The organism is Xanthomonas sp. MUS 060 (genome assembly GCF_000963215.1).
Lineage (GTDB): Bacteria > Pseudomonadota > Gammaproteobacteria > Xanthomonadales > Xanthomonadaceae > Xanthomonas_A.
The window spans coordinates 17994-31968 of record NZ_JZIM01000011.1 but is presented as its reverse complement, the minus strand read 5'-3'; the positions used below and the strand labels follow the sequence as shown (position 1 = coordinate 31968).

The window sequence follows — 13975 nt, the reverse complement described above, 5'->3', positions numbered from 1 at the left end:
ACATGTCCGAAGAAGGCCCGAGTAGCTCCTCCCCCGAACCCCACGAAAAGCGCCGCGGCTGGCTTGAACGGCTGACTTCGGTGTTCTCCGGCGATCCGCACACCCGCGATGAACTGGTCGAAGTCCTACGCGACGCCCAGCACGATGGCCTGATCGCCAGCGACACCCTGCGCATGATGGAAGGCGCGCTGTCGGTCTCGGAACTGACCGTCGGCGATGTGATGGTGTCGCGTTCGCAAATGGTGTCGTTGCCAGCGGAGGCGCGCTTCCTGGATCTGATGAGGCAAGTGGTCGAATCCGGCCATTCCCGCTTCCCCGTCCATGGCGAGAACAAGGACGAGATCCTCGGCATCCTGCTGGCCAAGGACCTGCTACGCGGGGTAGTCGCCGACGATGGCCCCGGCACGGTGCGCGAGTTGCTGCGTCCGGCGGTGCTGATCCCGGAGTCGAAAAAACTCAACGTGCTGCTCAAGGAGTTCCGACTCTCGCGCAACCACATGGCGATCGTGGTCGACGAATACGGCGGCGTGGCCGGACTGGTGACCATCGAGGACGTGCTGGAGCAGATCGTCGGCGAGATCGACGACGAGCACGACGATGCCGAAGACGAGGCATCGCTGATCGCGGCACAGGCCGACGGCCAGTACGTGGTGGACGCGCTGACGCCGATCGAGGATTTCAACGAGCGCTTCAGCGCCGACTTCTCCGACGACGACTACGACACCATCGGCGGACTGCTCACCGAGGCAATCGGCCACCTGCCCGAGACCGGCGAGGAACTGACCATGGGACGCTTCGCGTTCCGTGTGGCACGCGCCGACGCGCGCCGGGTACAAGCGTTCCACCTCACCATCCTGCCAAACGACCCGCAGGAAGCGGCTTGAACGCGCCCCGCCCGCCTGACGCGCGCCGACGCGGCTGGCCGCACGTCTGTCTGAGTTTACTGCTGACGCTCTGGTCCGCGCTGACATTCGCACAGAACGACGCGCTGACGTCACCACCAGCGCTGGCCGCGCCGATGACGGCCGACGCCACGACACCGCGCATCGGCGTGGCCACCATGCAGCCGGGCGATGTGTTCTTCGAGCGCTTCGGCCACGATGCACTCGTGGTGCAGGACCCGCGCGATGGCCAAACCATTTCGTACAACTTCGGCTTCTTCGACCCCAGCGAAGCAGGCTTCGTCAGCCGCTTCGCCGCCGGCGACATGCGCTACTACCTGATGGCACTGCCACTGCAGGAAGATCTGGAGCAGTACCGCGAGGCCGGCCGTGGGGTGGACATCCAGTGGCTGGATCTAGCCCCGGCGCAGGCACGCGCGCTCGCACAAGCGCTGGCCTGGCGGGCACGACCGGAAAACGCGCGCTACCGCTACGACTATTACACCGCCAACTGCGCCACCATGGTGCGCGACACCTTGGACAAGGCCATGGGCGGCGCGCTGCACGCGCAACTGGCCGGACGTTCGCGCGGCAACACCTACCGCAGCGAGTCGGTACGACTGGCCTCGCCTGCATCCTGGATGTGGCTGGGATTCGACCTGGGTTTAGGGCCGTTCGCAGATCAGCCGCTGTCGCGCTGGGACGAAGCGTTCGTCCCGATGCGCTTGGCCGAGAGTTTGAACGAGGTCCACAACAATGCTGGCCGCCCGCTGGTACAGGCACGCCAACGGCTCCTGCCACAACGGCTGGCCCCGGAACCACCGGAGCAGGCACGGCATTGCTGGCCGTGGCTGCTGCTCGGCCTGGCTATCGCGGCAGGCGTGCTGGCACTGGGCCGACATCCGCGCTGGCTGGCGACACTGGCGATGCCCTTCTGGCTGCTCTGCGCGCTCGGCGGCTGCGTCTTGCTGTACTTGTGGGGTTTCAGCGCGCATCGCGCGGCGTGGGGCAACCGCAATCTGCTGCTGCTGGATCCGCTGTGCCTGCCGCTGCTGATCGGCGCCCTGAGTGTGCTGCGCGGCCATCGTCCAGGGCGCTGGTTCGCCGTGTTGCTGTGGACGGTGACGGCACTGGCTGGGGCTACGCTGCTGATCCACTGGTTGTCGATGTTGCAGCCGCAATTCAACCTGCAATGGATCGCACTGCTGCTGCCGATCCACACGGCTCTTGCCTGGGCACTGACTCGCCAGCGCGGGTTGCCCTGACCTTGCCGCACGATTCCGCCACGCACGGGTCTATCTAATGGTTTCTGTCCCCAGCAATCCTGCCTGCGTCATCAACTGCGTGCACTACGATGGCCACGGTCGTCGTCACGACATCGCCTTGGCACAGATCAGCGACGCCCTGGCCGGCGACGATGGTTTCGTGTGGGTCGGCATGTACGAACCCGACGACACGGTGCTGGAGCAACTGCAAGACGAGTTCCAATTGCACGATCTGGCCATCGAAGACACGCGCAAGGCGCACCAGCGCCCGAAGGTCGAGGCGTTCGGCAATTCACTTTTCCTGGCCGTGCACACGGCGCAGGTGATCGACGAGCGCATCGTCTACGGCGAGACCCACGCCTTCCTGGGCACTCGCTTTCTGCTGACAGTGCGCCACGGCGCCTCGCTGCCGTATGCGCCGGTGCGCGAACGGCTGGAGCGCGAATCCAAACTGCTGCAGTTGGGGCCATCCTACGCGCTGTACGCGGTGCTGGACTACATCGTGGACAACTACCAACCGATCCTGGACGCGTTCCGGCACAGCCTGGAACGCCTGGAAAGCGACATCTTCGCCGAATCGTACCGCCGCGACACCGCAATCCGCCTGTACGAACTCAAGCGCGAACTCAACCAGATGCGGCTGGGTGTGGCCCCGTTGCAGGATGTGCTCGCCCATCTCAAGCGTCATCCCGGCCCGCTGATCCCGGACGAAGTGCGGCTCTACCTGCGCGATGTGCTCGACCACGCGGTGCGCACCAACGACGCCATCGACACCCTGCGCGAGATGCTGGGCACCGCCTTGAGCGTGAATCTATCGCTGGTCACCTTGGCCCAGGGCGAGACGGTCAAGCGTCTCGGCGCATGGGCCGCCCTACTCGCCGCGCCCACGCTGATCACCAGTTGGTATGGCATGAACTTCCAACATATGCCAGAGCTGAACTGGCCACTGGCCTATCCGCTGATGGTCGGCGGCGTGGGCGCGGTGTGCCTGGGGTTGTATGCGGCGTTCAAGCGGGCGAAATGGCTGTAATGACCAACGCCGAGCGATGAAGCAGCTCCAGAGCGGATTGAGATTGTCCGAGCAAGCCGCGGCCACGGGGTTTCACCCCACATAGACCGACTTGATGTTCATGAACTCATGGATGCCATGTGCCGCCAGTTCGCGACCGAAACCAGAACGCTTGACGCCGCCGAACGGCAGGCGCACATCGCTCTTGACACTGGCGTTGACGAACACCGTACCGCAGTGCAACTGACAGGCGACGCGTTCGCCGCGATCACGATCCGCGCTCCAGACGCTACCGCCTAACCCGAAGACCGTATCGTTGGCCACGCGCACCGCCTCGGCCTCATCGGCCACGCGCAGGATCGCGGCGACCGGACCGAACAACTCCTCGTCGTAGGCCGGCATCCCCGGCACCACGTGATCCAGGATGGAAGCCGGATAGCCGGCATGGGTGCTCAGGTCAGGCGCGCAGCCGAGCAACGGCGTGGCGCCCTTGGCAATGCTGGCCTGCACCTGATGGTGTAGGGCATCGCGCAAATCCTGCCGCGCCATCGGCGCAAGCGTGGTCGCCGGGTCCTGTGGATCGCCAAGACGGCGCGCGTGCGCCGCCGCAACGAAGCGCTGCACGAACGCATCGGCGAGCGCCTGCACCACCACGAAACGCTTGGCCGCGATGCAGGTCTGCCCGGCATTATCAAAGCGCGACTGCACAGCGGCGGCCACTGCCGCCTCCACGTCAGCATCGTCCAGCACCACGAACGCATCGCTGCCACCTAGTTCCATCACGCACTTCTTCAGTTGTCCGCCGGCGTTGGCGGCGATGGAACGGCCAGCGCGTTCGCTCCCGGTGAGCGTGACCGCAGCCACCCGCGCATCGCGCAGCACCTCGGCAGCCTGGTCGTTATCGATGTGCAACACATCGAACACCCCGCTCGGAACACCAGCCGCCTGCAACAGCACATGGATCGCATCGGCACAGCGTGGCACATTGGTGGCGTGCTTGAGCAAAGCAACATTCCCGGCCATCAGCGCCGGTGCCAGAAAGCGGAACACCTGCCAGAGCGGGAAATTCCATGGCATCACCGCCAGCACACACCCCAGCGGCTCGTAGCGCACGTAGCTGCGGCAGGCTTCGGTGGCGATAAGCTGCTCGCGCAGATAATCCGCCGCATGCTCGGCATAGTAATCGCAGGCCGCCGCGCACTTGTCGACCTCGGCCAGTGCCTCATGGCGCAATTTGCCCATCTCCGCGGTCATCAACCGTTGCAAGGGGATGCGCTGCGCACGTAGTTGCGCACCGACCTCGCGTAGCAAGGTACCGCGCTGCGTCAACGACATCGCCGCCCAAGCCGGGAACGCTTGCGCCGAAGCAGCCAGCCGCTGCTCGATGGCGGTGGCATCCATCAGTTCGACGGAGTATTCGACCTGTCCGGTGGTGGGATTGATCGTGGCGTAAGACATCGCGAGCCCTCTCGGAAAACCTGTGTTTAGCCTAGCGTGAAGAAGGTTGCCACCACGTCGTGGTGCCGCGGTGGCCTGCGGCACCACGACGTCATAACGAAAGCACTCGGTGCTCTTCAGGTAGGTTCCCGCGGTTTGGCTGTCAACGGTAAGGAGCCGATCCGATCAGGCTTCTCCACCATCTCTTGCAACCCAGTCGTATCGCCCTGCTCGAAAATCCAAAACACGCACGGACAATCCACGACGGCAAAGACAGATTCGTTGCGTTGAAACCATGCTGCACAACACCGTCGCTCTTCTGATTGAAGAACAATCTTGAGATAAGCGGCACACAAATAAAAAAATCATGAAATTATAATTCATTTATGAATAATATGTTTGTTAAAAAATATCATAACGCCTGATCGGCTACGTTCTGATTTGACGCCCCCTCAATAACTCGGCTGAACAATTTCGATGCAACTGAACTTTGGCGATACGGAGTACAACGGCAAGCGCAAGCAAACGCCTAGTGAAGTGTGCCGTGAAAGGAAATGATGGTGCTGATCCAGCCAAATTCCTCAAATTTGCGTCATCCAATAAACTGGTTAACTGGGGAAATGCATATCTTTCTCGCCAGAGCAAAAACCTGCACGGCGGAAATATCTTTGAAGCGACGATCATTATCGCGCCAAATTCGTTCGACAAAAAATAAGGACGGTGAACACGATAGAGAGATGCACCGGATGAAGAGGGGCAACCTATTATTATTTGACGAATCTGGGCTGTTCCAGCACGTGGGAATGTATGGCAGCTAACGCCGCTTACATCACCCTGATGCAAAAACTGCTGCACGGCAAGAAAAATACGGTGCGCGGCTATAGCGGCGATACCTGGTTGGAGACGCACAGGGATGATGGTGTCCAAATGCGAGCTGATCGCGGAGAAACCGTCGAAGCTTAAGCAGATCAACAACAAGGGCGAATTGAAATGTGCCGAGCGCTGAAGTACCCGTTCTGGGTCATCAAGCGCCATTCGGCTATCTCAAGGTGCTTTATCGCGGATTTTCCAAGAATACGGTGCAATTGCCGACACTGTTTTCACTATTGAACCTGTGCCTGAAGCGAGCGCAATGGCTGTCTGCTGCAGGGAAGTTGCGTCTGCGATCCTGGAATTTTCTCAGGAATTTGCCGAAAAAGTGCGAAACCACGAAATTTGAAGTGCGAACTGAGTGAATGTTGTTTTATTTTCTGTAATTAGACCTAGTTGCTTCATAATTTACTCAATCGAGGATATAAGTAAAAATGAGAATAATTATTCTTTGTTTAATTTTATTTATTTCATATAATTCAGTGAAGCCAGTGGCGGCCCACGCTTTAGATGTAGATTCAACTAAGGAGAAGGTTTACCTTATTGCAAGCTCCTCGCGGTATGACGAGAGAGTCATACCGAAAATCAAGGCGTTTCTTTACCGACTTGGCTATGTGGCCGACACGAGATACCTGGATCAGAATCCCACCTTGCTCGGCTATGTGAATAATGATGAAAAACGTGCGGCAACTTTGATAAAGGCGCTAAGCGATAAGAATGTGAAATACCTCTGGTTTGTCAGGGGTGGTTACGGCGCACTCAATCTTTATCCTGCCTTGCATGAGAACCGAGCATTGATATCGAAATCAACGCGAAAAATCATCATCGGCTTCAGTGATGTCACTGCTATTCACAGCTTTGTGAATCATGAATTGAACTGGCCTAGTATTCATGGTGTGCTTGCCGAGTACAACAAGGAAATGCATGAATTGGATAGCAAGAAAGTTATTAACATGAACAGCAGCCTGATTGAGGCATTTCAGGCCTTTGATAAAGGAGTGAACTACGCTGGCGTCGAACCACTGAATAGCCTGGCTTTAAAGAGCGTAAGCGGTAAAATCGATGGTGGAAATCTGACGCTGCTGCGGTCATTTTTTTCAACAATTTATGAAAGCATTTACTCTGAAAAAATAATCTTACTGGAAGATAAGGGGGTTTCCCCTGAGCAGCTCGATAGAACTCTACACCAAATTCAATACAACATAAAATTTCGACCAAACGCCGTGATTTTTGGTGAATTTCACAGCCTGAATGCAGGGGAAAATGAAGCGTCATTATATAGGCATGTGATGCAGGGATTTGCAAAAAGAGTCAACTATCCCGTCTATTATTACCCTAAATTTGGTCACGGCAAAGATAATCAACCATTCATCATGAATCAGCGTGCGGATATTTCATGTGGTGAGCCATCCGGATTATGTAATCTGACTCAACCGCCTGTGACGCATGATCGGGATCTGTAAATGGGGGCTGTCAAACAGGTCCTAGTCGGCCTACCGCAGCGGCAGTTGCATGTCACGCCGACACCGCTTCCCGCTTCCCGCTGCGCGCCATCCACCAACCGCCAAGGCAAGCGACAAGCGATACCAACAACACCATCAGCGTCGCCAGGGCGTTGATCTTGGGCGTCAGGCCCATCCGCACCGAGGAGAACACGATCATCGGCAAGGTGGTCGTGTCCGGGCCGGCGAGAAAGTTGGCAACCACCACGTCGTCCAGCGACAAGGTGAACGCCAGCAGCCAGCCGGCCACCAACGCCGGCGCGATGATCGGCACGGTAATCAGGCAGAACACACCCAGTCGATTGGCGCCCAGGTCCATCGCCGCCTCCTCCAACGCACGGTCCAATGCCTGCAGCCGCGAAGACACCACCACCGTGACGAAGGACAGGGTGAAGGTGACGTGCGCGACCCATATCGCAATGACGCCCTTGGGCGCGACACCGATCACCCCACCGATCGACACCAGCAGCAGCAGGATCGACAGACCAATCATCACCTCCGGCATCACCAGCGGCGCGGTCACCAACGCCGCGAACAGGCGCTGACCAGGAAAGCGCCGCAAACGGGTCAGCGCCAACGCCGCAAGCGTGCCGAGCACCAGTGAGGCGGTCGCGGTCGATAACGCGAGCTTGAGGCTGATCCACGCCGCGCGCAGGATCTGCCGGTCATGCAGCAACGCGCCATACCAGCGCGTGGAAAAAGTCAACTATCCCGTCTATTATTACCCTAAATTTGGTCACGGCAAAGATAATCAACCATTCATCATGAATCAGCGTGCGGATATTTCATGTGGTGAGCCATCCGGATTATGTAATCTGACTCAACCGCCTGTGACGCATGATCGGGATCTGTAAATGGGGGCTGTCAAACAGGTCCTAGTCGGCCTACCGCAGCGGCAGTTGCATGTCACGCCGACACCGCTTCCCGCTTCCCGCTGCGCGCCATCCACCAACCGCCAAGGCAAGCGACAAGCGATACCAACAACACCATCAGCGTCGCCAGGGCGTTGATCTTGGGCGTCAGGCCCATCCGCACCGAGGAGAACACGATCATCGGCAAGGTGGTCGTGTCCGGGCCGGCGAGAAAGTTGGCAACCACCACGTCGTCCAGCGACAAGGTGAACGCCAGCAGCCAGCCGGCCACCAACGCCGGCGCGATGATCGGCACGGTAATCAGGCAGAACACACCCAGTCGATTGGCGCCCAGGTCCATCGCCGCCTCCTCCAACGCACGGTCCAATGCCTGCAGCCGCGAAGACACCACCACCGTGACGAAGGACAGGGTGAAGGTGACGTGCGCGACCCATATCGCAATGACGCCCTTGGGCGCGACACCGATCACCCCACCGATCGACACCAGCAGCAGCAGGATCGACAGACCAATCATCACCTCCGGCATCACCAGCGGCGCGGTCACCAACGCCGCGAACAGGCGCTGACCAGGAAAGCGCCGCAAACGGGTCAGCGCCAACGCCGCAAGCGTGCCGAGCACCAGTGAGGCGGTCGCGGTCGATAACGCGAGCTTGAGGCTGATCCACGCCGCGCGCAGGATCTGCCGGTCATGCAGCAACGCGCCATACCAGCGCGTGGAAAACCCGGCCCAGACCGTCGCCAGCTTGGAGGCATTGAACGAATACGCCATCAGCAGCAGGATCGGCAGATACAAAAAAGCAAAGCCGGCCCCGAGCACGGCCCAGTGCAGCGCAATCCCCGTTCCTCTGCGTAGTAGGGACGTGCCCCTCATGCCGGGCCACCGTCGAGCTGGCGTTGCTGTTGACGATGAAACATCAGGATCGGCAGCACGAGCAACGCCAGCAGCGCGATCGCCAGCGCCGACGCCATGGGCCAATCACGATTACTGAAGAACGTTTCCCACAGCACGCGGCCGATCATCAGCGTGTCCGGCCCGCCCAGCATTTCCGGAATGACGAATTCGCCCACCGCCGGAATCATCACCAGCATGCAGCCGGCGATGATGCCAGGCCGCGACATCGGCAGGGTCACAGAGAGGAACGCCTGCCATGGCCGCGCCCCCAGGTCGTAGGCGGCCTCAAGCAGACGCTGGTCGCGCTTGATCAGGGTCGCGTACAGCGGCAGCACCATGAACGGCAGATAGCAGTAGACGATGCCGATGTAGGCGGCGAGCGGGGTATACAGGATGTGCAACGGCGCATCAATCAGCCCGAGCCCCAACAACAGGCGGTTGAGCAGGCCGTTGCTGTCAAGCATGCCGATCCAGGCGTAGACACGTATCAGGAACGAGATACACGATGGCAGTACCACCAGCATCATCGCCATGTTGCGCGCCGACGGCGACAGGCGCGTGATCGCATAGGCCAACGGATAACCAATCAGCAGGGTGAAAAAGGTGGAGATCCCGGCGATCTTGAGCGAGCCCCAGTAAGCCTGGATGTACTGATGATCACGCAATAACGTCAGATAATTCTGCAAGGTCAGGACCAAGGTCCGCACGCCGTCGCGGTCCTGCAGTAATGGGCTATACGGTGGACTACGGATCGCCTGCTCGGCGAAGGAGATACGCAGCACGATCAGAAACGGGATCGCGAAAAACAGCAGCATCCACAGATATGGCGCAGCGATCACCACCCAGCGCGCGCCAGGCAGACGCGGCCCCAGCCGCGTGCGCAGCATCCGCCATGACGCAGACAACGCGGCGGACACGCCCGCAGCGACGGGCGTGCTCATGCGCGTAGCACCACGCCATCGTGCTCGTCCCACCGCAGCCAAACCGTATCACCCCGGCTCAGGCGTTGGCTGGCATGACGCTGCTGATTGGTGACGCTGACCATCAGCGTGAAGCCGACCGGCAGGCGCACGTGGTAGACCGAATAGCTACCGAAATACGTGATGTCCTCGATCACGCCAAGGGCCTTGTTATGCGTCTGGGCCGGTGCCTGCTGGCCAATGCGCAGCTTCTCCGGACGCAGCGCGAAAAACACCGACTGTCCGCCACAACCAGGCAGGCCATGGCCGACGATGATGCGATCGGGGAACATCGCGCTGTGCAGGCGCGTACCATCTGGTTCGTCCGCGTCGATGCTGGCCTCGATCAGGTTGACCGAGCCGATGAACTCGGCGGCGAAGCGATTGGCCGGCTGCTCATAGATTGCGTCCGGGGTGCCGATCTGGCGGATAACGCCCGCATCCATCAGCGCAATGCGCGTGGCCATGGTCATCGCCTCTTCCTGGTCATGGGTGACCATCACGCAGGTGACGGCAGAGGCCTGGATGATCGCGCGCAACTCCAATTGCATTTGTGCGCGCAGTTGCTTGTCCAGCGCCGCCATCGGTTCGTCCAGCAGCAACAGCTTTGGTCGCTTGGCCAGTGCGCGTGCCAGCGCCACGCGCTGCTGCTGCCCACCGGAGAGCTGGTGCGGCTTGCGCTTGCCCAAGGTCTGCAACCGTACCAACTCCAACATCTCGCCGACGCGGGCAACGATGGCGGTACGCGAGAGGCCATCGAACCTCAGACCGAAGGCGATATTCTGCTCCACCGTCATATGCGGAAACAGCGCATAGGACTGAAACATCATATTGAGCGGGCGCTGGTAAGGCGGCAGGTCATCCAACGACTGACCGTCGAGCACGATGCGGCCACGGCTAGGTCGTTCGAACCCACCCAGACAGCGCAGCAACGTGGACTTGCCGCTGCCGGAACCGCCGAGCAAAGCGAAGATCTCGCCCTTGCCGATCTCCAGATCGATCGTATCCAGCGCAACGACACCCTCGTAGTCCTTGCACACACCGGCAATGGACAGATAACCACAGCCCGTGGTCGGCGGCGTGGGTGACTCCGGCAGAGGGTGGGGGCTGACTTGGCTCAACGCCATCGGTTGTTGCTCATGAAAACGCCATCGAGATGCGTCACCGATGCTGCTGACGAACGCAGCACACTGACGCACAGTGTAGCCGCGCTTGCCATCTGCGCGATACCGCAGCAGCGCGCTCACTTCAACAGCGACATCCCCACTCCCCCGCCTGCGCCGATCCAGGACAATGACGGCGCACGACGGCAAACCTGCATGCCTGTGCACTCTTCTTAAAGCACAGATGCCTGGACCGCACTTCCTGGGCGTCGATCAACGACTTCGCATCACCCCGGGAGATGGCAACGTGACGGGGCGTGCATGACGCACCATCCACCGCACCATTGGCGTGGCGCACGATCGTAACCACTGAAGACGCCGAGGCCTGTCGTTCAACGGCCGGTCTTGATCTGCGTCCACAAGCGGGTGTACAGCTTGTCCACCTCGGGCGGGTTGATCGCATAGGTGAACATCTTCGCCGCCACCGCTGGCGGTGGATAGATCGTCGGATCGTGACGGATCTGCGGATTCACCAGCGGTGTCGCCTTCGGTACCGGATTGGCGTAATGGATGAAATTGGTATTGGCCGCAGCCACTGCCGGCGTCAGCAGATCATTGATAAAGGCATACGCGTTCTCCGGATGTTTGGCATCCTTGGGGATGGCGAGCATGTCGAACCACTGCGGCGCGCCCTCCTTGGGAATCGAATAGGCCAGATGCACGCCGTTCTTGGCTTCCTCTGCGCGATCGCGCGCCTGGATGATGTCACCGGACCACCCCACCACCAGACAGGTACTCCCGTTGGCCAGAGAAGTCACATACTGCGAGGAGTTGAAGTTCTGCACATACGGGCGGATGCGTGTGAGCAACGCGGCGGCCTGCTCAAGCTTGGCCGCATCGGTGGTATGCGGATCCTCACCCAGATAATGCAGCGCGATCGGAATCAGGTCCGCGGGCGCATCCAACAGGGTCACGCCACAATCCTTTAGCCTGGCCAGGTAATCGGGCTTGAATACCAGATCCCAACTATTGGCGACGTCGGTGCTGCCGAAAGCCGCCTTGACCTTGTCCACGTTGTAACCGATGCCGGTGGTGCCGATCATGTATGGCACGCCATAGGTGTTGCCCGGGTCCTGCTGCGCGATGCGCTGCATGATCTGCGGGTCGAGGTTGGCAAGATTGGGGATCTTGCGCTTGTCCAACGGCAGGAACAGGCCAGCCTGGATTTGCCGGCCGAAGAAATTCAACGTCGGCACCACCACATCGTAGCCGCTGCCGCCGGCCAACAGCTTGGCTTCCACCATCTCGTCGCTGTCGAACACATCGTAGGTGACTTCGATGCCGGTCTTTTTTTCAAAATCGGGAATGGTGCTCTCGGCGATGTAGTTCGAGTAGTTGTAAACGTTCAGCACCTTTGCTGCGTCCACACCCGGATTGCGCCCATCGGCGCCGACGGATCCATCGCAGGCGGCCAGCAACGTCACCGAAAAGGAAAGCAAACAAAGAATGCATCGCCGCGGCGTCATGACATGGCTCCTGGGGTCCATGGAAAAATCGGGAAGCATCAGGCAGCGCGCGACACACAACAGACCGATAGCATCTCAGCGCAGCACAACGCGCCAGACTCAGGCGATTTGCCCAGCACGTGCGCGGCGTCCTTGCGTGCAATAGTGGCAGATGCGTTCGATATGCGGCAAGTCACGAGGCAGAGGAATGGACACGCCGGTCGCGCTCATGATCGATCCATTGATGAAAGACGACCACCGATCATGCGCTAGCCGATGCGGGCCGCGCTGAGTGCCTCATACATTCAACAACAAGAACTCCCGCTCCCACGAACTGATGACCCGGAAGAATGTCTCGTATTCCTTGCGCTTGACCGAAATATACGCCCGCACGAATCTTGGCCCCAACAATTCCTGCAGCGGCGTACAGTGCTGCAACCCATCCAGCGCCTCGCCGAGCGAACGTGGTAGTTGGTAACCGGTTACCTGACCACTGCCAGTCGTCGGAGCGGTCGGCTCCAATGCCTCGCGTATGCCCAGCAACCCGCAGGCGAGTGTCGCCGCCATCGCCAGATATGGATTGGCATCGGAGCCTGCGAAACGACTTTCCACACGCATATTCTCAGCCGTGTCAATCGGCACGCGCAGGCCACAGGTGCGGTTATCGAATCCCCACAGCACATTGCTAGGCGACACCTCGCCGAACATCAGACGACGGTAGGAATTGACATTGGGCGCCAGGAACGCCATCGCCATCGGCACGTACTTCTGCAGACCTGCCAGATAATGCGCAAAGGTACGACTGTACTCGCCGGCACGACGACCACTGAAGACATTCTTGCCGTGTTTGTCCAGCAGACTCTGGTGGATGTGCATCGCACTGCCCGGCTCGTTCTCCATCGGCTTGGCCAGGAACGTGGCGTAGACACCATGGCGCAATGCCGCCTCACGCATGGTGCGTTTGAACAGGAATACCTGGTCCGCCCGCGACAACGCATCGTCGTGGGTGAAGTTGACTTCCAACTGCGCCGCACCGGATTCATGGATCAAGGTATCCACGTCCAGTTCCATCGCATCGCAGTAGTCGTACATCAGATCCAGGATCGGGTCGAATTCGTTGACCGCGTCGATCGAATACGACTGCCGCGCCGTTTCCGGGCGACCGGAGCGACCAGCCGGCGGTAACAGTGGGAAATCCGGGTCGGTGTTTTTCTGTACCAGAAAGAATTCCAACTCCGGCGCCACCACTGGCTTGCAACCGATCTCCGCGTATGCCGCGAGCACGCCACGCAACACGTTGCGCGGTGCGAGCTCGTGCGGCAGGCCTTCCTTGGTGTAGCAATCATGGATGACCTGCGCGGTGGGATCCGTGGCCCAGGGCACCATGCGTACCGTGTCTGGATCCGGGCGCAACTGCATGTCCGAATCCGATGGTGAGATCAGTTCATCGTAATCGTCGGGATAATCGCCAGTCACCGTGGTGGCGAAAATGCCCTCGGGCAGTCGCGTACCGTAATCATGCGAAAACTTGGCGGCGGGAATGATCTTACCGCGCGCATTGCCAGTGATGTCCGGCACCAGGCATTCCACCTCGGTGATGTGGCGCTCCTTCAACCAGCGCCGCAGTGAACTTTCCTGTTTTTCGGAGCTGTGCTTGTGCGCGCGAGAACCGTTCGCCAT

Annotated in this window: 11 protein-coding genes and 1 pseudogene; 5 read left to right on the top strand and 7 right to left on the bottom strand. The window is 59.9% G+C overall.

Annotation, left to right across the window (positions count from 1 at the left end; all coding sequences use genetic code 11):
• The first annotated feature begins 2 nt into the window (after nucleotides 1–2).
• Genes XANALMUS060_RS11220 through XANALMUS060_RS11210 form a run of 3 tightly spaced genes read left to right on the top strand, consistent with a single transcriptional unit; the run spans nucleotide 3 to nucleotide 3176 of the window.
• Nucleotides 3–884, top strand: coding sequence for a transporter associated domain-containing protein (locus tag XANALMUS060_RS11220; protein WP_045738479.1), 882 nt, complete (start codon nucleotides 3–5; stop codon nucleotides 882–884).
• Nucleotides 881–2146: a DUF4105 domain-containing protein gene (locus XANALMUS060_RS11215; protein ID WP_200894043.1), complete on the top strand. Its 1266-nt coding sequence runs from the start codon at nucleotides 881–883 to the stop codon at nucleotides 2144–2146. Before XANALMUS060_RS11220 ends, XANALMUS060_RS11215 begins: the two co-directional genes overlap by 4 nt.
• Nucleotides 2147–2183: 37 nt before the next feature.
• Nucleotides 2184–3176 (top strand): magnesium and cobalt transport protein CorA, encoded by a 993-nt coding sequence (locus XANALMUS060_RS11210; RefSeq protein WP_045738478.1) that lies wholly within the window; start codon nucleotides 2184–2186, stop codon nucleotides 3174–3176.
• 72 nt (nucleotides 3177–3248) lie between these two features.
• On the opposite strand, the gene XANALMUS060_RS11205 is transcribed toward XANALMUS060_RS11210, so the two are convergent.
• Nucleotides 3249–4613: an NAD-dependent succinate-semialdehyde dehydrogenase gene (locus XANALMUS060_RS11205; protein ID WP_045738477.1), complete on the bottom strand. Its 1365-nt coding sequence runs from the start codon at nucleotides 4611–4613 to the stop codon at nucleotides 3249–3251.
• Nucleotides 4614–5187: 574 nt separating this feature from the next.
• On the opposite strand from XANALMUS060_RS11205, the pseudogene XANALMUS060_RS22025 reads away from it, so the two are divergent.
• Nucleotides 5188–5755 (top strand): annotated as a pseudogene (locus tag XANALMUS060_RS22025) (IS5/IS1182 family transposase); the annotation flags it as partial.
• Between the two features lie 198 nt (nucleotides 5756–5953).
• Nucleotides 5954–6925 carry an LD-carboxypeptidase gene (locus XANALMUS060_RS11200; protein WP_052688145.1) on the top strand — a complete coding sequence of 324 codons (972 nt, stop codon included), beginning with the start codon at nucleotides 5954–5956 and terminating at the stop codon, nucleotides 6923–6925.
• 52 nt (nucleotides 6926–6977) lie between these two features.
• Here XANALMUS060_RS11200 and XANALMUS060_RS11195 read toward each other — a convergent pair whose 3' ends face one another.
• The 6 genes from XANALMUS060_RS11195 to XANALMUS060_RS11170 form a co-directional block, all read right to left on the bottom strand.
• Nucleotides 6978–7670 carry an ABC transporter permease subunit gene (locus tag XANALMUS060_RS11195; RefSeq protein ID WP_045738476.1) on the bottom strand — a complete coding sequence of 231 codons (693 nt, stop codon included), beginning with the start codon at nucleotides 7668–7670 and terminating at the stop codon, nucleotides 6978–6980.
• A gap of 200 nt (nucleotides 7671–7870) precedes the next feature.
• Nucleotides 7871–8707, bottom strand: a complete 837-nt coding sequence (locus tag XANALMUS060_RS11190) for an ABC transporter permease subunit (protein WP_045738475.1) — start codon at nucleotides 8705–8707, stop codon at nucleotides 7871–7873.
• Entirely contained in the window at nucleotides 8704–9615 is a 912-nt protein-coding gene (locus XANALMUS060_RS11185) for an ABC transporter permease subunit (protein ID WP_235430459.1), read from the bottom strand. The genes XANALMUS060_RS11190 and XANALMUS060_RS11185 overlap by 4 nt, the downstream gene beginning before the upstream one ends.
• Nucleotides 9616–9665: 50 nt before the next feature.
• Nucleotides 9666–10814, bottom strand: a complete 1149-nt coding sequence (locus XANALMUS060_RS11180) for an ABC transporter ATP-binding protein (protein ID WP_045738517.1) — start codon at nucleotides 10812–10814, stop codon at nucleotides 9666–9668.
• Between the two features lie 368 nt (nucleotides 10815–11182).
• Nucleotides 11183–12316 carry a polyamine ABC transporter substrate-binding protein gene (locus tag XANALMUS060_RS11175; RefSeq protein WP_045738473.1) on the bottom strand — a complete coding sequence of 378 codons (1134 nt, stop codon included), beginning with the start codon at nucleotides 12314–12316 and terminating at the stop codon, nucleotides 11183–11185.
• A gap of 276 nt (nucleotides 12317–12592) precedes the next feature.
• Nucleotides 12593–13975: a glutamine synthetase family protein gene (locus tag XANALMUS060_RS11170; RefSeq protein ID WP_045738472.1), complete on the bottom strand. Its 1383-nt coding sequence runs from the start codon at nucleotides 13973–13975 to the stop codon at nucleotides 12593–12595.

Bases quoted from the DNA above. Each gene is read 5' to 3' on its own strand.
- XANALMUS060_RS11185 (WP_235430459.1), bottom strand. From the start codon at position 9,615: ATGCTGCGCACGCGGCTGGGGCCGCGTCTGCCTGGCGCGCGCTGGGTG.
- XANALMUS060_RS11175 (WP_045738473.1), bottom strand. From the start codon at position 12,316: ATGACGCCGCGGCGATGCATTCTTTGTTTGCTTTCCTTTTCGGTGACG.
- XANALMUS060_RS11180 (WP_045738517.1), bottom strand. From the start codon at position 10,814: ATGGCGTTGAGCCAAGTCAGCCCCCACCCTCTGCCGGAGTCACCCACG.
- XANALMUS060_RS11220 (WP_045738479.1), top strand. From the start codon at position 3: ATGTCCGAAGAAGGCCCGAGTAGCTCCTCCCCCGAACCCCACGAAAAG.
- XANALMUS060_RS11205 (WP_045738477.1), bottom strand. From the start codon at position 4,613: ATGTCTTACGCCACGATCAATCCCACCACCGGACAGGTCGAATACTCC.
- XANALMUS060_RS11190 (WP_045738475.1), bottom strand. From the start codon at position 8,707: ATGAGGGGCACGTCCCTACTACGCAGAGGAACGGGGATTGCGCTGCAC.
- XANALMUS060_RS11210 (WP_045738478.1), top strand. From the start codon at position 2,184: ATGGTTTCTGTCCCCAGCAATCCTGCCTGCGTCATCAACTGCGTGCAC.
- XANALMUS060_RS11170 (WP_045738472.1), bottom strand. From the start codon at position 13,975: ATGGCGAACGGTTCTCGCGCGCACAAGCACAGCTCCGAAAAACAGGAA.